Source organism: Stenotrophomonas sp. ZAC14D1_NAIMI4_1, assembly GCF_003086775.1.
Classification (GTDB): domain Bacteria; phylum Pseudomonadota; class Gammaproteobacteria; order Xanthomonadales; family Xanthomonadaceae; genus Stenotrophomonas.
Map to the genome: position 1 here is coordinate 161,744 of NZ_CP026001.1, position 16,820 is coordinate 178,563.

The 16,820-nt window shown below is 69.5% G+C and carries 16 protein-coding genes; 12 read left to right on the forward strand and 4 right to left on the reverse strand.

Features of this window, described 5'->3' with window-relative positions; translation table 11 throughout:
- The first annotated feature begins 21 nt into the window (after window positions 1–21).
- The 9 genes from amt to C1927_RS00705 all read left to right on the forward strand — a co-directional run bounded on the left by amt (window position 22) and on the right by C1927_RS00705 (window position 10,150).
- Entirely contained in the window at window positions 22–1,449 is a 1,428-nt protein-coding gene (gene amt, locus C1927_RS00665) for an ammonium transporter (protein WP_108745659.1), read from the forward strand.
- A gap of 189 nt (window positions 1,450–1,638) precedes the next feature.
- Window positions 1,639–2,385 (forward strand): N-acetylmuramoyl-L-alanine amidase, encoded by a 747-nt coding sequence (locus tag C1927_RS00670; RefSeq protein ID WP_079224672.1) that lies wholly within the window; start codon window positions 1,639–1,641, stop codon window positions 2,383–2,385.
- A 79-nt stretch (window positions 2,386–2,464) separates the two neighbouring features.
- Complete coding sequence (locus tag C1927_RS00675) at window positions 2,465–3,622, forward strand: MltA domain-containing protein (RefSeq protein WP_108745660.1); 1,158 nt, start codon at window positions 2,465–2,467, stop codon at window positions 3,620–3,622.
- A 108-nt stretch (window positions 3,623–3,730) separates the two neighbouring features.
- Window positions 3,731–4,024: a hypothetical protein gene (locus C1927_RS00680; RefSeq protein ID WP_108745661.1), complete on the forward strand. Its 294-nt coding sequence runs from the start codon at window positions 3,731–3,733 to the stop codon at window positions 4,022–4,024.
- Between the two features lie 174 nt (window positions 4,025–4,198).
- Entirely contained in the window at window positions 4,199–6,244 is a 2,046-nt protein-coding gene (locus tag C1927_RS00685) for a TonB-dependent receptor (RefSeq protein WP_108745662.1), read from the forward strand.
- Window positions 6,245–6,320: 76 nt separating this feature from the next.
- The gene (locus C1927_RS00690; protein ID WP_079224679.1) at window positions 6,321–7,382 is read left to right on the forward strand and encodes an ATP-binding protein; all 1,062 of its coding nucleotides are present in this window, start codon (window positions 6,321–6,323) and stop codon (window positions 7,380–7,382) included.
- On the forward strand, window positions 7,375–8,823 hold the full coding sequence (gene ntrC / locus C1927_RS00695) for a nitrogen regulation protein NR(I) (protein ID WP_079224681.1): 1,449 nt from the start codon (window positions 7,375–7,377) through the stop codon (window positions 8,821–8,823). Before C1927_RS00690 ends, ntrC begins: the two co-directional genes overlap by 8 nt.
- 93 nt (window positions 8,824–8,916) lie before the next feature.
- Window positions 8,917–9,486: a superoxide dismutase family protein gene (locus C1927_RS00700; RefSeq protein ID WP_079224683.1), complete on the forward strand. Its 570-nt coding sequence runs from the start codon at window positions 8,917–8,919 to the stop codon at window positions 9,484–9,486.
- 31 nt (window positions 9,487–9,517) lie between these two features.
- Window positions 9,518–10,150 (forward strand): superoxide dismutase family protein, encoded by a 633-nt coding sequence (locus tag C1927_RS00705; RefSeq protein ID WP_108745663.1) that lies wholly within the window; start codon window positions 9,518–9,520, stop codon window positions 10,148–10,150.
- A gap of 115 nt (window positions 10,151–10,265) precedes the next feature.
- Here C1927_RS00705 and C1927_RS00710 read toward each other — a convergent pair whose 3' ends face one another.
- On the reverse strand, window positions 10,266–11,153 hold the full coding sequence (locus C1927_RS00710; RefSeq protein ID WP_108745664.1) for a hypothetical protein: 888 nt from the start codon (window positions 11,151–11,153) through the stop codon (window positions 10,266–10,268).
- 93 nt (window positions 11,154–11,246) lie between these two features.
- Here C1927_RS00710 and C1927_RS00715 point away from each other — a divergent pair, with 93 nt between their 5' ends.
- A complete protein-coding gene (locus C1927_RS00715; RefSeq protein ID WP_108745665.1) occupies window positions 11,247–12,542 on the forward strand; it encodes an acetyl-CoA C-acetyltransferase in 1,296 nt (431 codons plus the stop codon).
- Window positions 12,543–12,631: 89 nt separating this feature from the next.
- On the opposite strand, the gene C1927_RS00720 is transcribed toward C1927_RS00715, so the two are convergent.
- From C1927_RS00720 to C1927_RS00730, 3 genes are all read right to left on the reverse strand, one after another.
- Entirely contained in the window at window positions 12,632–13,927 is a 1,296-nt protein-coding gene (locus tag C1927_RS00720; RefSeq protein WP_108745666.1) for a heme biosynthesis HemY N-terminal domain-containing protein, read from the reverse strand.
- A gap of 6 nt (window positions 13,928–13,933) precedes the next feature.
- A complete protein-coding gene (locus C1927_RS00725; RefSeq protein WP_108745667.1) occupies window positions 13,934–14,911 on the reverse strand; it encodes a uroporphyrinogen-III C-methyltransferase in 978 nt (325 codons plus the stop codon).
- A gap of 104 nt (window positions 14,912–15,015) precedes the next feature.
- Window positions 15,016–15,804 carry a uroporphyrinogen-III synthase gene (locus C1927_RS00730; RefSeq protein ID WP_108745668.1) on the reverse strand — a complete coding sequence of 263 codons (789 nt, stop codon included), beginning with the start codon at window positions 15,802–15,804 and terminating at the stop codon, window positions 15,016–15,018.
- A 34-nt stretch (window positions 15,805–15,838) separates the two neighbouring features.
- Between C1927_RS00730 and C1927_RS00735 the strand changes: the two genes are divergently transcribed.
- Complete coding sequence (locus tag C1927_RS00735; protein WP_079224696.1) at window positions 15,839–16,306, forward strand: YiiD C-terminal domain-containing protein; 468 nt, start codon at window positions 15,839–15,841, stop codon at window positions 16,304–16,306.
- Window positions 16,307–16,338: 32 nt separating this feature from the next.
- The gene (locus tag C1927_RS00740) at window positions 16,339–16,770 is read left to right on the forward strand and encodes a hypothetical protein (protein ID WP_079224697.1); all 432 of its coding nucleotides are present in this window, start codon (window positions 16,339–16,341) and stop codon (window positions 16,768–16,770) included.
- Window positions 16,771–16,820: the final 50 nt, after the last annotated feature.

Here is a 16,820-nt window from a genome sequence, read left to right on the forward strand (position 1 = left end):
CCCCTTCCGGAGACTCCCCCAATGAAGATGCGCCTTCTCACCGGGTGGCAAGCCCGGTTCCATCTCGTGTGCCTGTTGATGCTGCTCAGCGCGCTCGCCGCCGGTGCCTGGCCAGGCACTGCCCACGCCCAGGCCGAGGTTTCACCGCTGCCCAGCGAAACCGTTGCGGTCGAGCCGCTGCAGGCCCCGGTTGCCGCCGCGCCCGCCACCGCTGAAGCCGCCGCCCCTGCCTTCGACCATGGCGACGTGGCCTGGATGCTCACCTCCACCCTGCTGGTGCTGCTGATGGTGGTGCCCGGCCTGGCCCTGTTCTACGGCGGCCTGGTGCGTTCGAAGAACGTGCTGTCGGTGCTCAGCCAGATCCTGGTGGTGTTCTCGCTGGTGCTGCTGCTGTGGGTGTCCTACGGCTACAGCGCGGTGTTCAGTGCCGGCAATCCGTTCTTCGGCTCGTTCACCGAGTTCGCCTTCCTGAAGGGCTTCACCCCCGATTCGGTCGGCAACACGCCCATCAAGGGCCTGCCGGATTACCTGTTCGTCGCGTTCCAGTCGACCTTCGCCGGCATCACCACCGCGCTGATCGTCGGCGCCTTCGCCGAACGCATCAAGTTCCGCGCGGTGCTGCTGTTCTCGGCGCTGTGGTTCACCCTCAGCTACATCCCGATGGCGCACATCGTCTGGGGTGGCGGCTACCTGGGTGAGATGGGCGCGATCGATTTCGCCGGTGGCACCGTGGTGCACATCAACGCGGGCGTGGCCGGCCTGGTCGGTGCCTGGTTCCTGGGCAAGCGCCTGGGCTATGGCCAGACCGCGCTGAAGCCGCACAACGTGCCGTTCACCTACATCGGCGCGATGCTGCTGTGGGTGGGCTGGTTCGGCTTCAACGCCGGCTCGGCCGCAGCGGCCGACACCGTTGCCTCGCTGGCCTTCCTCAACACCGTGCTGGCCACTGCCGCAGCGGTGCTGGGCTGGACCCTCACCGAAGCGATCACCAAGGGCAAGCCGTCGGCACTGGGTGCCGCCTCGGGTGCGGTGGCCGGCCTGGTCGGCATCACCCCGGCCTGCGGCACCGTGGGCCCGCTGGGCGCCATCATCATTGGCTTCGTCGCCGGTGTGGTCTGCGTGTGGGGCGTGACCGGCCTGAAGCGCCTGCTGAAGGTGGACGACACCGCCGACGTGTTCGGCGTGCACGGCGTCGGCGGCATCGTCGGTGCCATCCTCACCGGTGTGTTCAGCGCGCAGTCGCTGGGCGGCACCAAGGCCGATCTGGATATCGGCCACCAGGTGTGGGTGCAGGTGGTCAGCGTCGGCCTCACCGTGGTGTGGTCGGCGGTGGTGACGGCGGCCATCCTGCTGCTGGTGAAGGTGGTGGTCGGCCTGCGCGTGACCGAAGAGGCCGAGCGTACCGGCCTGGATGTCACCTCGCACGGCGAATCGGCCTACGAGGCCTGAGCCAGCAGCGGGCAGATTTCTGCCCTGGTAGGTGCCGACCGTTGGTCGGCACTTCCCTCAGCCCTATGTTCCGGTGGGTGCCGACCGTTGGTCGGCACTGCAGCCCTCCAGCCACGCATGGCGTGGCTCTACTGCAGCCGTCGGTACCGCGGCATGCATCCTCGCGCCTGATCGCGCACAATCGGGCACATGCACCCGATCCGCACGTCCCTGATGCTCTCGGCCTGCCTGCTGCTGGCTGCCTGTGCTTCCACCCCGCAGGAGCCGCGCAATCCGCTGGCCACCTGGGTCCCGTCGCCGAACCAGAACGCACGCGATCCGGTGGTCATCGTCATCCACCACACCGAACAGGATTCGGTGCAGCAGAGCCTGCACACGCTGCGCACCGCCAACAGCGGCGGCCGGGTCAGCGCGCACTACCTCATCGGTGCCGATGGCCATCGCTACCAGCTGGTCAGCGACGAGCGCCGCGCCTGGCATGCCGGCGCCGGCCGCTGGGGCACCATCACCGATCTCAACTCGGCCTCCATCGGCATCGAGCTGGACAACAACGGCAGCACGCCGTTCCCGCCCGCGCAGATCGCCTCGCTGATCCTGCTGCTGCGTGACCTCACCGAGCGCCTGAACATCCCGCCGCGGCAGGTGATCGGCCACGCCGATCTGGCGCCGACGCGCAAGGCCGATCCCAGCCGCTTCTTCCCGTGGCAGCAATTGGCGCAGGCCGGTTTCGGCGTGTGGCCGCGCGCCAGCGATGGCCCCGCACCGGAAGGTTTCGACGCCTGGAACGCGATGGCCCGCTTCGGCTACCCGCTGGAGGATCGCGAGGCGGCCGTCGCGGCGTTCCATCGCCGCTTCCGCGGCAGCGACGACCTGCCGAAGACACTGGACGCCGAAGACGCACGCATCCTGCATTCGTTGCTGCTGCAGACGCCGTAGCCATCTGACGGTAGCGCCGGGCCATGCCCTGCGCTGCCAAAGGTTGCCCCGCCACCATCGGCCCCACTACATTGCGACGATGATCACTGTTCTGTCGTCGCCGCGCGCGCTCCTCACCCTCCTGGCCGTTGCCCTGCTGGCCGGCTGCGCCACCACCGGCACCCGCCCCGATGCAAAGGCCACGGCCAAACCCGCTGCTGCCACCTACGCCAAGGTGGACTGGAAGGCGCTGCCGGCGGTTTCCGATACCGACCTGCTGGCCGGCTTCAGCGCCTGGCGCAGCAGCTGCACGCGGCTGAAGAACGATGCGGTCTGGGCCGGGCCCTGTGCGACCGCCGCCACGGTGCCCGACCAGGACCCGGTGGCGATCCGCCAGTTCCTGCAGCGCGACCTCGAGGTGTACGCACTGCGCGCGGGTGGCCATCAGGCTGATGGCCTGATCACCGGCTACTACGAACCCATCTATCCCGGCAGCCTGACCCGCACCGCCAGCGCGACGGTGCCGGTATACGGCACGCCCGAAGACCTGGTGGTGGTGCAGCTGGACAGCCTCTACCCCGAGTTGAAGGGCAAGCGCCTGCGCGGCCGCCTCGACGGCAAGGTGCTCAAGCCGTATGACGACGCCGGCACCATCGCCAGCAAGGGTTCCAAAGCGCCCGTGCTGGCCTGGCTGACCGACCCGATGGACCTGCAGCTGCTGCAGATCCAGGGCTCGGGGCGCGTGCGCCTGGCCGATGGCACCCAGGTGCGGCTGGCCTACGCCGAGCAGAACGGCCACCCCTACCGCGCCATCGGCCGCTGGCTGGTGGACCAGGGCGAGCTGAAGAAGGAAGACGTCACCATGGACGCGATCCGCGCCTGGGCGAAGGCGCACCCCGCGCGCGTGCCGGAGCTGCTGCGCAGCAATCCCAGCTACGTGTTCTTCGTGCGCAGCGCCGACAGCCCGGAAGGCCCGCGTGGTTCGCTGAACGTGCCGCTCACTGCCGGCTACAGCGTGGCCGTGGACCGCAGCGTGGTGCCGCTGGGCAGCCTGCTGTGGCTGTCCACCACGCGCCCGGACGGCAGCCCGGTGGTGCGCCCGGTGGCCGCGCAGGACACCGGCGGTGCCATCGCTGGCGAAGTGCGCGCCGACCTGTACTGGGGCAGTGGCGATGCCGCCGGCAAGCTGGCCGGTGACATGAAGCAGAAGGGCAATCTCTGGATGCTGTGGCCGAAGGGCACCCCCCTGCCGAACTGAACCGGCAGGGGTCGGATCCCTTTCCAGAGGAAAGGGCTCTGACCCCGGATGCCTGATAATGGCGCCATTCCGAACTCTCCGGCCGCCGCTGCGGCCAGGACCCCTGCAATGAAGAACATCAAGAACAACACCGCCAAGAAGTACTACAAGCACTGGGCCGAATCGGGCCTGGGCAAGGGCAACGTGCTGATGGAAGCCCGCGGCGAGAAGATCGTGCGCCAGGTGGAAATCTACGGCACCAAGCTGGTCTGGGCCGACGAGCACGGCCAGAGCGATGACCGTTTCCTGCTGGCCGACCAGCCGGTGTCGTTCCTGGATTTCGACGAGGACGACGAAATCTCCGCGCGCGAGTTTGAAAGCGCCTGGAAGAAGGCCAGGGAAGCCACCGGCTACCCGGTGTAAGCCGCCGCTCCACCCCGCTTTTGTAGCGTCGAGCTTGCTCGACTGCTTCACCGCCCTCGTAGAGTCGAGCTTGCTCGACTGCTCCTGACAACGGCAGTCGAGCAAGCTCGACTCTACGGATCTCGTGCATGAAATGTTATATGATTACATTTCATCCGCGCCCTTCCATCCCCCATGAAAACCTCCACGCTGGTGGCCGCCCTCGCGACCGCCTCGTTCGCCCCTGAAGCCTTCGCACAGTCCGCCGATGCCGCGCTCACCCTCGGCAAGGTGCAGGTGCACCAGCATGGCGAAGGCCAGTTGAGCGCCCACCAGGTCCTGACCTCGGTGGACGTGCTGGGCGCGGACCAGATCGAAGACCGCAATGTCTCGCACAGCTGGGAGCTGCTGGGGCAGATGCCCGGCATCCAGCTCACCGAAACGCGGCAGGGTGCCGAATCGGGCAAGGTCAGCTTCCGCGCCTTCAACGGCGAGGGCTACCTCAACGCCATCAAGACCCTCATCGACGGCATCCCCAGCAACGTCAACAGCGGCAACCAGCGCTTCATCGACATGCTGTTCCCGCTGGAAATCAGCTACATCGAAGTGGTGCGCGGGACCAACGACCCGCGCTACGGCCTGCACAACATCGGTGGCAACGTGAACTTCGGCACGCGCCAGGGCGGCAACTACACCGATGCGCGGCTGGCCTACGGCAGCTACAACACCCGCGACGCGCAGCTGGCAGTGGGCCGTGAAGCGGATGGCTTCGCCCAGAACTACTTCGTCGGCACCCAGGCCAGCGATGGCTACCGCGACCACGACACCTCGAAGAAGTACTCGCTGGGCGGCAAATGGTTCTACGGCTCGCTGGACGACGGCCTGCGCGTGGGCCTGACCGCGCGCGCGTACCACCACGAAGCCGACGAACCCGGTTTCATGACCGCTGACGAACTGCACGCGCATCGCCGTGGCAGCGACCTGCGCAACGGCCACGATGGTGATGACCGCGACATGCGCCAGATCGCCGCGCACCTGGACCTGAAGCTGTCCGACGCGCTCACCTTCGGCACGCGGCTGTACTACAACCGCTATGAAGACGATCGCCGGGTGACCTTCAGCGATCTGCCCACCGGCAACTTGCCGCGCCAGCGCCGCGTGTGGGATGAGCGGCAGACCGGCCTGCTCAGCACGCTCACCTGGCAGGCCAGCCCCGCGCTGACCGTGGAAGGTGGCCTGAACTACGAACAGCAGGACAACGGCTACATCCGCGAGCGCTACGCCTACGCCGAACCCACTGATTTCAGCCAGGCCCCGGCGCGCGTGCAGAACAACGACCGCCACAGCTTCGACAACTGGGGCGCCTACGTGCAGGCCATCTACCAGCCCGCCGATGCCTGGAAGATCGTGCCCGCCTACCGCGTGGACCGGTTCAGCGGGCGCACCCACCTCATGAACGGCGTCAGCGGCCGCCTGCAGGACTACGGCAGCATCGGCCAGCCCAAGCTGAGCGTCATCCACAGCCTGGGCGAGCACACCCACGTCTATGCCAACTGGGGCCGCACGTTCCAGGTGCTGACCGGCTCCACCGCACCGGCCTACCTCACCCCGGGGCAGGCACCGATGCAGCCGTCCACCAACACCGGCATGGAGCTGGGCCTGAAATTCCAGCCGTTCCAGGGCGCCCAGGCGCGGCTGGCGGTGTGGCAGCAGGATGCCGAAAACGAGGTATCCAACATGCCGGCCACCGGCACCACGGTCACCCTGGGCAAGACCCGGCGGCGGGGCGTGGACGCGCAGATCAGCGCGCAGCTGGGTGCTGACTGGACCGTATGGCTCTCACACGCCTACCAGGAAGCGAAGATCACCCGCGACGATCGCGATGCCAGCGTTTCCCTGCAGGGCCGCGAAGTGGCCGCCACCCCGCGCCACATCAGCAACCTGGGCGTGGACTACCAGGCCAGTGATGCACTGCGGCTGGGCCTGCAGGCACGCGCGCAGGGCGATTACTACCTGGAAGAGCGCAACGAGGCCGGCAAGTTCGGTGGCTTCGCCGTGCTCGACCTCAGCGCCGCGTACCAGATCAACCCGCGCTGGAGCGTGGACCTGCAGCTGAAGAACGTCACCGGCCGCGAGTACGCCTACGCCTGGTACGACAGCTTCTTCTGGGACAGCGCCCGCCCGATGTTCTCGCCCGCCCCGGGCCGCAGCGTGTTCGTCGGCCTGAACATGAAGCTGTAACTGCCGTGGGGTCAGAGCCCTTTCCTCGCGGAAAGGGATCCGACCCCGGACCCCCGTTTTGCACTACATTGGTGCAATGTCCGACCCCGCACCCCCGCCATCCCTTGATGCCCTCGGCACGCCGCTGGCCTGGGCCGGGGCCGATGGCCGCATCGTCGGCTGCAATCCCGCCTTCGCCCGCTGGCTGGGCGTCAGCGTCCGCCGCCTGATCGGCCAGCCGCTGGCCGCGCTGGAAGTGCAGGGCGAGGCCCTGGCCCATTTCCTCGCCCGCGACGAGCGCGACAGCCTGCGGTTGAACCGCCTGGCGCTGGCCCTGCCCGGCGAGGGCGCACGCTTCGCCGAAGGCTGGATGAGCCGCCGCGATGATGGCGGCTGGCTGCTGGAAGCCCACCCGGTCGACGAATTCCCGGGCCTTGACCCGACCCAGGCGCTGCCCAGCGCGCTCAGTGCCGCGCTGAAGGGCCTGGCCCACGAACTGCGCAACCCGCTGGCCGGGCTGAAGGGCGCCGCCCAGCTGCTGGCGCGCCGTGCCGCGCAGCGCGATGCCAGCGAGCGCGAACTGATCGACCTGATCGGCTCGGAGATCGAGCGCCTCAACGGCCTGCTCGACCAGCTGCTGTCGCCGGCACCGGCCGCGCCGCACGCACCGCTGAACATCCATGCCGCGCTGGAACGCGTGCTGCGCCTGGCCGAAAACGAGGCCGGCTGGGCCGTGCGCCTGCAGCGCGACTACGACCCCAGCATTCCCGAGTTCCATGGCGATGCCGACCGCCTCACCCAGGCGGTGTGGAACCTGGTGCGCAACGCCATCCAGGCCGGCGCCGGGGTCATCACCCTGCGCACCCGCGTTGAACATGGCGTGCGCATTGCCGAACAGCTGCACACCCTGGCGCTGCGCCTGGAAATTGCCGATGACGGGCGTGGTGTGCCGGAAGAACTGGCCGAGCACCTGTTCCTGCCGCTGGTCAGTGGCCGCGCCGAAGGGACCGGCCTGGGCCTGGCGCTGGCCCAGCAGGTGGCGCGCGAACACCGTGGCACGCTCACCTACCGCTCGCGCCCGGGCCATACCGTATTCACCCTGCTTCTGCCGATCGGCAGCGGCGCCGCCCCGGCCGAGGAGGCCCTGCGCGATGTCTGACTCGTCCCCTTCCGCGCAGCGCATCTGGGTGGTCGACGATGACCGCGCCGTGCGCTTCGTGCTGTGCACCGCGCTGCGCGAGGCGGGCTACCAGGTCGTCGATTTCGACAGCGCCGCCCCTGCGCTGAAGGCCCTCAACGAAGGCCCGGCGCCAGCGCTCCTGTTCACCGACGTGCGCATGCCCGGCGACGATGGCCTGGTGCTGCTGGACAAGCTGAAGGCCGCGCTGCCGCAGTTGCCGGTGGTGGTGATGTCGGCCTACACCGATGTGGCCAGCACGGCCGGCGCGTTCCGCGGCGGCGCCCACGAATTCCTGTCCAAGCCCTTCGATCTGGATGATGCCGTCGCGCTGGCCCAGCGCGTGCTGCCTGCCGTGGCACCGGCACTGGCCGCGCCCACGCCGGTGGCCGATGCGCCCAGCGACCAGCCACCGCAGCTGGTAGGCGATACGCCGCCGATGCGCGCGCTGTTCCGTGCCATCGGTCGTTTGGCGCAGGCGCCGCTGGCCGTGCTCATCACTGGCGAAACCGGCACCGGCAAGGAGCTGGTGGCCAACGCCCTGCACCGCGAATCGCCGCGCGCACAGGGGCCATTCGTTGCGCTCAACACCGCCGCCATTCCGGCCGAACTGCTGGAAAGCGAACTGTTCGGCCACGAGGCCGGCGCCTTCACCGGTGCGCAGCGCCGCCACATCGGCCGCTTCGAGCAGGCCAACGGCGGCACGCTGTTCCTCGATGAAATCGGCGACATGCCGCTGCCGCTGCAGACCCGCCTGCTGCGCGTGCTGGCCCAGGGCGAATTCTTCCGCGTTGGTGGCCGCGAGCTGATCCATGTGGATGTGCGCGTGGTCGCTGCCACCCACCAGGACCTGGAAGGGTTGGTCGCGCAGGGCAGGTTCCGCGCCGACCTGCTGCACCGCCTGGACGTGGTGCGCCTGCAGCTGCCGCCGCTGCGCGAGCGCCGCGAGGACATCGCGCAGCTGGCCACCACCTTCCTGGCGGCCGCCGCGCACAAGCTTGACACGCCGCCCAAGCGGCTCACTGCTGCCGCCCTGCAGGCGCTGCGCGAGCACGACTGGCCGGGCAACGTGCGCGAACTGGAGAACGTCTGCTGGCGCATGGCGGCACTCGCCGCCGCCGACACCATCGGCGTGGCCGACGTCGATACCGCGCTGAACCGCACACGCAGCCGCCGTGGCAGTGCCGCAGGCGCCGACCCGGGGCAGTGGGAAGCGCTGCTGTCCGAATGGGCGCGTCGGCAGCTGGCCGAGGGCGCTGAAGGCCTGCACGCGCAGGTGCGCGAGCGGGTGGACCACGCCCTGCTGGAGGCAGCGCTGCAGATTACCCATGGCCGCCGCGCCGAAGCCGCCGCGCGGCTCGGCCTGGGCCGCAATACGCTCACCCGCAAGCTGGGCGCGGGCCGCCGCCGCGGGAGCCATTGAACGGCCCGTGCACACGGTCCTCGCGCCCGCTTGCCGAACTGTTGATCCGCCATGGACGATGCCGTCCGTAGTGTTCCCTGCAAGGAGTTCCTGATGCGCCTGTCACCTGCCATCCTGCCGCTGTCCGCCGCCGTGCTGCTGTCTGCCTGTGGCAGTGCGCCGCAGAAGTCGCAGCCCACGCCGCCGCCGGTGGTCACCACGCCCGTGGCCCAGCTGGCCGAAGCCAACCTGGCGCCAGCCTCGGCCAGCATCGTCAGTGGCCGCCTGGTGCTGAAAACCGAAAGCGGTGGCGTGCACCTGACCGGCCTGGTCGGTGGCCTGCAGCCGATGCAGCAGGCCGGCTTCCACATCCACGAACGCGGTGACTGCAGCGCGGTGGATGCCAGCAGCGCCGGCAACCACTTCAATCCCGCTGGCAGCGCGCACGGCCGCGCCGGCAGCGGCAAGCACCACCTGGGCGACATCGACAACCTGCAGGCCGATGCCCAGGGCCGCGCGAATATCGATGTGCACCTGAAGGGCGTTACCCTTGGGGGAGGCGCCGCCACCGATATCGCCGGACGTGCACTGGTCGTGCATGCCAACGCCGATGACTATCGCAGCCAGCCCGCCGGCAATGCCGGCGTCCGCATCGCCTGCGGTGTGATCCGGGTTACCCGCTGATCGCCACGGGCTTCATTCCAAGGAGAGTTCCATGCGTCTGATCCATACCTCGCTGTTCGCGGCCATCGCCGCCCTGGGCCTGGCGGCCTGCAACCAGCAGCCGGCCGCCCCGGAAGCCGAAGCCCCGGCCACCACCCCGGCCGAAGGCTCGGCAGCACCGGCTGATCCGGCGGCTGCACCGGCTACCGAAGCTGCACCGGCCACCGATGCCACGGCCACGGCCGAACTGGCACCGACCCAGGGCAACGAGACCAAGGGCAGCGTCACCTTCAAGGTGGTCGACGGCAAGGTGCATGTGACCGGCCAGATCAGCGGCCTGAAGCCGGGCAGCGAGCACGGCTTCCACATCCACGAGAAGGGCGACTGCAGCGCGCCGGACGGCATGAGCGCCGGCGGCCACTTCAACCCGGGCAAGCAGGACCACGGCAATGTGTCGGCCGACCCGCACCACGGCGGCGACATGCCCAACATCAAGGCCGACGACAAGGGCGTGGCCACCATCGACGGCCCGGTCTCGAGCAACGTCAACATCGGCAAGGGTGATGACTTCGACATCATCGGCCGCGGCCTGATCGTCCACGCCGACGCGGACGACTACAAGACCCAGCCGACCGGCAACGCCGGCGCGCGCCTGGCCTGCGCGGTCATCCAGAAGGCCCCGTAAGGAAATGAAAAACGCCGGCGCGAGCCGGCGTTTTTCCTGGGTCCGCCGGGCATGGCCCGGCGCTACCGTATTGCGCGGGTAGCGCCGGGCCATGCCCGGCGGCACGTATCCGCCATCAGCGCGCCAGCAGCTCGCGCGCGTCCTGCCCGGCCTCGCAGTGCACGAACAGCACCGGCACGCCGTGCGCTTCCAGCACCGCGGCCATCTGCCGCTGGCGCATCAGGAACTGTTCGTAGATGCCCTGCAGGCGGTCGCAATCGTTCTTGCTGTGGTTGTAGTACGCGCACCAGCCGGCCGGATCGAACAGCGCCATGCGTGCCTCGCCCTGCGTATAGCGCAGCAGCGGCTCGGGTGCGTTCTCCAGCCACTCGTCCTGGCCCGGGGCCATGATCGCGGTCTCGATCAGCGGCCACAGCGCGGCCAGGCCCTGGTTGTCGTACTGCATCGACATCATCGCGGCCAGGTCGTTCACGGTGAAGTAGCGCGCGTGCTCGATGCGGGCACCGAAGCTGTTCTGTGCCATCAACGCCGTATCAGCATGGGCCATGCCGTTGGCCAGCAGCACGTCTTCCAGCGCATCGGCCACCGCAGCGGTGGTCGCCACGTCGCTGCCGGTCAGCAGGAAGGGCACCACGCGCAGGCCACCGCCCACCAGCGTCGCATCGGCCTGGAACGGCAGCGGCACTTCACCATCGGCGCCAGCACCGAAGGCCAGCAGGCGCGGGCCCTGGCTGCGGCCCGGGGCACGCATCTGCAGTTCTTCCAGGCGGCGGTGGATCGGCCAGCCCGGGCGCAGGATTTCAGCGGGGTCGAAATGGGCGGCGGCGAACACCAGGTCCAGCTCGGCCACCTGCGGCACCAGCTTGGCCAGGTCACGGCCGATACGGTCGGCCAGTTCACCGGCCTGGTCGGCGCTGAGCACCGCCTGGCGGGGGATTTCGCCGTTGGCCAGTTCCAGGGCCAGCACGCCAAGGGCATTCATCGCGGGGTCGGGTTTGCTCATGGTTCCACGGTTGGCCCATCACAGGGCGGCAGCTACACTTGGCTCCATTATGCCTGCTCTGCCGTGCAGGCCATGTTGCAGACACCCTCATCCATGCCAGGTATCTCCATGCCCAACGCTCGTCCCGTCGCCATCCTCGGTGGCGTCCGCATTCCGTTCTGCCGCCAGAACACCGCGTATTCGGATGTCGGCAACCTCGGCATGTCGGTGCGGACACTGGGCGCGCTGGTCGAACGCTTCGGCCTGCACGGCCAGCAGCTGGGTGAAGTGGCGATGGGTGCGGTCATCAAGCATTCCAGCGACTGGAACCTGGGCCGTGAAGCCACGCTGTCCTCCGGCCTGTCGCCGTTGACCCCCGGCATCACCCTGCAGCGCGCCTGCGGCACCTCGCTGGACAGCATCATCACCGTGGCCAACAAGATCGCCCTGGGGCAGATCGAATCGGGCATCGGTGGTGGTTCGGACACCACGTCCGACGTGCCGATCGTCTACGGCAAGAAGCTGCGCGCGCGCCTGCTGGCCGCCAACCGTGCCAAGAGCACCGGCGACAAAATCCGCGCGCTGACCTCCGGTTTCAAGCTCTCCGAACTCAAGCCCGAGTTCCCCGGCGTGGCCGAGCCGCGCACCGGCAAGAGCATGGGCGACCATTGCGAGGACATGGCCAAGGAATGGAACATCTCGCGCGATTCGCAGGACGAATGGGCGGTGTCCTCGCACAAGAAGCTGGCCGCCGCCTACGAGCGCGGCTTCTTCAACGACCTGATCGCCCCGTTCCGTGGCGTCGAGCGTGACAACATCCTGCGCGCGGACACCTCGCTGGAAAAGCTGGCCACGCTGAAGCCGGCCTTCGACAAGGTCTCCGGCCGTGGCACCCTCACCGCCGCCAATTCCACCCCGCTCACCGATGGTGCCGCGGCGGTGCTGCTGGCCAGCGAGGAATGGGCCCGCGCGCACGGCCACGAACCGCAGGCCTACCTGCGCGATGCCCACGTTTCGGCGGTGGATTTTGTGCATGGCGAAGGCCTGCTGATGGCGCCGACCGTGGCCGTGCCGGAGATGCTCAAGCGCAACGGCCTGACCCTGCAGGACTTCGACATCTACGAGATCCACGAGGCCTTCGCCGCGCAGGTGCTGTGCACCCTGCGTGCATGGGAGAGCGAGGATTACTGCCGCAACCGCCTGGGCCTGGATGCACCGATGGGCCGCATCGACCCGGACAAGATCAACCTGCTGGGTTCGTCGCTGGCCACCGGCCACCCGTTCGCCGCCACCGGCGCACGCGTGATCGCCACGGCGGCCAAGCAGCTGGCAGAACGCGGCGGTGGCCGCGCGCTGGTGTCGATCTGCACCGCCGGCGGCATGGGCGTGGTGGCGATCGTCGAACGCTGATTGCATCCATTGAACAAAAAAACGCCGCCCATCGGGCGGCGTTCTTTGTTGGTGGGTGCCGACCGTTGGTCGGCACACCTCAGCCATGGTCACGGCACCCGCGGGTTGCCGAACTCGTCGCGGACCTCGTTGGCGTCGTACACCGGCGGCTGCACCGTGAGCGGCTGCTCTTCCACCGTGGCGCGCAGCGGTGCGTCGGTGCCGTGCACCAGCGCCACGCTGTCCTCGCCACGCTGCAGGCGCAGCGCATTGGCCAGGCACTGCGCGGCCAGCGCGTGTTCGCCACGCTGGGCAAACGCTTCACCCAGGGCCTCCCACGCCGGCGCACCGGCACCGGCGGCAATGGCTTCGTGCAGGAACGCATCCGCTGCATCCCATTGCTGCTGGGCCAGGGCGATGCGGCCCTGCGCCAGGCGCAGCGCGGCTGAATCGTCATGCACGTTGCGCCAGCGCGCCAGGTTGGACTGGCGGGTGGCCAGCCGCTCGGCAGGCAGGCGGCCATACAGCGCCACCAGTTCGTCGTCCCAGCGATGGTCCAGCGCCTGTTCCAGCGCCAGCAGCGCCGGCTCATCCCAATCCAGCGCCACCGCGCGGGTGGCATAGGCCGCCACCACGTCCGGGGTCGGCCGCAGCGCCTTCGGCGTGGCTTCCCACTGCGCGGCCAGCGCGTTCACATCGCCGGCCTCCAGCAGGGCCTGCGCGGCCAAGCGGGCTTCCAGTTCGCTGCTGGCGTCGGTCGGCAGCACCTTGCTCTGCCGCAGCGCGCCCAGCTGGCCGTAGGCCTCGTGCGCGCGCCCGGCCTGCGCCAGCGCTTCGGTGCGCAGCCACAGGCCACGCGGCGGCAGCGGCTGGATCGCCGCCACGTCCAGCACGTTGATCGCATCCACCGGCAGGTCGCGGGCCAACAGCTGTTCGGCGCGCAGCAGTGCATGCAGCGTGGCATCGCTCTCACCCAGGCGCTGCAGCAGCGCCTCGCCGGATGCGGCATCGGCACGCGACTGCGCGCTGCGCACCGCATTGGCCAGCGCCACCGCGCTCACTTCCGGGTCGGCAGCCGCGCCATCCAGCAGCTTTTCCGCACGCTGCCACTGGCCGTGTTCGTAAGCCTGCAGGCCGTCGATCAGGCGCACGCGGCCCTGCTTGCGGCGGTAGCGGCCCCAGGCGCGGAACGGTGCCGCCACCAGGCTCCACAGCAGCCACAGCACCAGCACGCCGATCACCGACAGCAGGGCCACCTTGGGCAGGTTGCTGTGGTAGTCGTAGCCGCCGTAGCGCAGGGTCACTTCGCCGTAGCGGTTCAGGTCATCGGTGCCAAGCCATTGCGCGGCCACCACGCCGATGGCCACGGCCAGCAGCAGTACGACCAGGGATTGCAGGGGTTTCATCGGGCGTTACCTCCGGTCGGTCTGGGAGCGCAGTTGTTGCAGGGTGCTGCCAAGCACGCTGCTTTCGGCCTGCAGCGGGGCCTTGCGCAAGGCCTGAAGTTCAGCATGTTGCGCGCGCAGGCCCGGTGAATCCGGCCAGCGGCGCTGCGCCCAGTGGGCCACGCGGTTCAGCGCGGCATCACGGCCGCTGCGGTCGCCACGCTCGATGGCCGCACGGGCCAGGGTCAGTTCCAACTGCAGCGCGTCATCGGCAGCGGCGCGCTCGGCCTGGGTCAGCGGGCCGTTCAAGCGGCTGGGGGTGATATCCACGAAGGGCGCCAGCGCGGATTGCCACCACGGCTTGGCAGCCGCCTCGGCCGGCGAGGGCGGCAGTTCGGAGGGCAGCCCCTGCAGCGCCTGTGCGACCGCATCCAGCCGGTGCAGCGCCTGCACGCGCGGGCCACGGCCCAGCGCATCCAGCGCGTCGCGTTCCTGCACCAGCGCCTGGCGCAGGTTCAGGCCTTCGTTGTCGGGCAGGTCGGCCAGCGCGGTGGCGGCCTGCGCATACAGGCGGCGCGCGCCTTCCACATCATCGGCAAAGGCCAGCCGTTGCGCGGCCTGGGTCAGCAGCAGCTCGGCCTCGTCGCGCTGCACGGCCTGGCGGCCCTGGTTGGCGCTCTCGGCCAGCCGGCCCAGGTTCTCTTCCAGCAGTGCGCTGCGCTGGGACAGGCCCAGCATTTCATCGCGCAGCACGCGGTTGGTGGCCGCCGCATCCTGCAGCCGCTGGCTGGTCGCGCGCTGGTCGCGGCGCAGTGCCTCGACGGTGGCCTGCAGCCCGGTCAGCTGCACGGCCGTGGTCTGCGCCTGCGCTGCCCGGTCACTCTGCTGTTGCTGCCAGTAGTGCCAGCCGGCATAGCCACCGGCGCCCAGCACCACCAGCCCGGCAAGCGGCAGCAGCCAGCGCAGGGTGCGGCGGGAGGGGGCAGGTGGCGGGGTGTCGTTCATCGGGCTTCCTTGTCGGCGGCGTCGCCGGCGGGGAACCGGCAGGCAGCGTTGCACACAGCATCACTGTTGGCGATGACCCCGGCAAGCGTGCGCCGGGTGCCTGTTCAGGTCGCTGCCGGGGCAGTGAGCGCGGCGTGTGCGGCCGCCGCCATCTGGGCCATGGTGGGCCCTTCGCTGCGCACCACGCGGGCCAGTCCCAGCGCCTGCGCCTGCTCGGCCAGGCGCGCGCTGGCGGCCAGCACGATGGCCTCGGTGCGCAGGCGCTGCTGCCAACCGGGGGACAACTGCTGCCAGAAGCGCTGCAGCGCCTCGCCGCTGCTGACGGCCAGCAGCCACGGCGTGGCCGAGTGCGCCAGCCGTGCCAGTGTTCGCCGCGGTACCGCCAGCGGCAGGCGCTGGTAGACATCGGCGCGAAGGATCCGCGCGCCGGCCGCCTCCAGCTGCGCGGCAATCAGGCCACGGCCGCCCGGTGCGGTCACCAGGCCGATGTCCATGCCGCGCACCTCGGCCAGCACCGGCAGGCCCAGCAGGCCTTCGCTGTCCATCCGCTGCGGTGCGTGCACTTCGCTGATGCCCTGTGCGTGCAGGGCGCGCGCGGTGCCTTCGCCCACGGTCAGCCACGGGCTGTGCTGGGCCGCAGGCAGGTGCTGCAGCGCCGCAGCGGCTTCGACCGCCGCCGGACTGGTGAATACCACCCGTGCGCAGGCCAGTGCGCGGTTCAGCCGCTGTTCGACCGCCGGGCCCTGCAACCGCTGCAGCCGCCACGGCGACAACGCCACGGTCGCCCCGCCCAGCTTGGCCGCAGCCCGCCTCAGCCCGGCATGCTGCCCCTGCGGACGCAGCGAGATCAGGGTCCAGCCAGTGGGTATCGTATGGTCGGCCATTGACGTCATTATGCGGGCCCTTCGTTGTCGTGGTTGCTGCTCGATGTCCGCTGATGCCCTGACCTCCTCGCTGGCCGCCCTGCAGGACGTGCTTGACTGCATGCCGGCGGTCCGTGCGATGCAGATCCGCCTGGACGGCTATGCCGACGGCGTGCTGCGCATCACCGCGCCGCTGGTGGCCAACGTCAACGACAAGGGCAACGCCTTTGGTGGCAGCCTGGCCTCGGTGCTCACCCTGTCCGGCTGGGCGCTGGTCAGCCTGCGCCTGCGCCTGGCCGGGCACGACGCCGAGGTCTACGTGGCCGACAGCAACCTGCGCTACCTGGCGCCGGTCTACGAAGACCTGCACGCCCACGCCGAAACCGCCGAAGCCAGCAGCTGGGACACCTTCCTGGCCACCTTCCGCCAGCGCGGCAAGGCCCGCATCAGCATCGTCGCCCGCCAGCCGGGGGCCGATGGCCGCTCTGCCGCCGAGCTGAGCGGTCGCTTCGTTGCCTTCGCCAAAGGGTAGGATGGCAGGCTGACGTCCTGGGGAAACCACCGATGCGCCGCCTGATCCAGATCCTGTTGTGCTCCCTGCTGCTGGTCAGCGCCGTGGCCAGTGCCGCTGCCGACGACCTCACCCGCAAGCAGCGCAAGCTGCTGGAAGAGACCCAGATCGCCTACGGCGCAACCATCCGCTGGGGCAGCATGGACGATGCCATTGCCTACCTGGACCCGGAGCTGCGCAAGGAAAAGCCGCCCACCGAGTTCGAGCTCAACCGCTACGCCCAGCTGCGCGTGTCCTCCTACCGCGAGCGCAGCAGCGCCTCGCTGGACGGCGGCCAGGTCGAGCGCCGGGTCGAAATCGGGGTGATCAACCAGAACACCCAGGCCGAGCGCACCGTGGTGGTGGTCGAGCGCTGGCGCTGGGATCCGGACGCCAAGCGCTGGTGGCAGGCCGCCGGCCTGCCGGACCTGTGGCAGGGGCAGTGACCGGCCCGCTGTGGCTTGTGCGACAATCGGCGCCCGCTTAATCGACCCGT

Excerpts from the sequence above, each read along its gene's own strand:
- C1927_RS00675 (WP_108745660.1), top strand. The coding sequence starts at position 2,465 with ATGATCACTGTTCTGTCGTCGCCGCGCGCGCTCCTCACCCTCCTGGCC.
- C1927_RS00720 (WP_108745666.1), bottom strand. The coding sequence starts at position 13,927 with ATGAAACCCCTGCAATCCCTGGTCGTACTGCTGCTGGCCGTGGCCATC.
- C1927_RS00725 (WP_108745667.1), bottom strand. The coding sequence starts at position 14,911 with ATGAACGACACCCCGCCACCTGCCCCCTCCCGCCGCACCCTGCGCTGG.
- C1927_RS00740 (WP_079224697.1), top strand. The coding sequence starts at position 16,339 with ATGCGCCGCCTGATCCAGATCCTGTTGTGCTCCCTGCTGCTGGTCAGC.
- C1927_RS00690 (WP_079224679.1), top strand. The coding sequence starts at position 6,321 with ATGTCCGACCCCGCACCCCCGCCATCCCTTGATGCCCTCGGCACGCCG.
- C1927_RS00710 (WP_108745664.1), bottom strand. The coding sequence starts at position 11,153 with ATGAGCAAACCCGACCCCGCGATGAATGCCCTTGGCGTGCTGGCCCTG.
- C1927_RS00730 (WP_108745668.1), bottom strand. The coding sequence starts at position 15,804 with ATGACGTCAATGGCCGACCATACGATACCCACTGGCTGGACCCTGATC.
- ntrC (WP_079224681.1), top strand. The coding sequence starts at position 7,375 with ATGTCTGACTCGTCCCCTTCCGCGCAGCGCATCTGGGTGGTCGACGAT.
- C1927_RS00735 (WP_079224696.1), top strand. The coding sequence starts at position 15,839 with ATGTCCGCTGATGCCCTGACCTCCTCGCTGGCCGCCCTGCAGGACGTG.
- C1927_RS00670 (WP_079224672.1), top strand. The coding sequence starts at position 1,639 with ATGCACCCGATCCGCACGTCCCTGATGCTCTCGGCCTGCCTGCTGCTG.
- C1927_RS00700 (WP_079224683.1), top strand. The coding sequence starts at position 8,917 with ATGCGCCTGTCACCTGCCATCCTGCCGCTGTCCGCCGCCGTGCTGCTG.
- amt (WP_108745659.1), top strand. The coding sequence starts at position 22 with ATGAAGATGCGCCTTCTCACCGGGTGGCAAGCCCGGTTCCATCTCGTG.
- C1927_RS00685 (WP_108745662.1), top strand. The coding sequence starts at position 4,199 with ATGAAAACCTCCACGCTGGTGGCCGCCCTCGCGACCGCCTCGTTCGCC.
- C1927_RS00715 (WP_108745665.1), top strand. The coding sequence starts at position 11,247 with ATGCCAGGTATCTCCATGCCCAACGCTCGTCCCGTCGCCATCCTCGGT.
- C1927_RS00705 (WP_108745663.1), top strand. The coding sequence starts at position 9,518 with ATGCGTCTGATCCATACCTCGCTGTTCGCGGCCATCGCCGCCCTGGGC.
- C1927_RS00680 (WP_108745661.1), top strand. The coding sequence starts at position 3,731 with ATGAAGAACATCAAGAACAACACCGCCAAGAAGTACTACAAGCACTGG.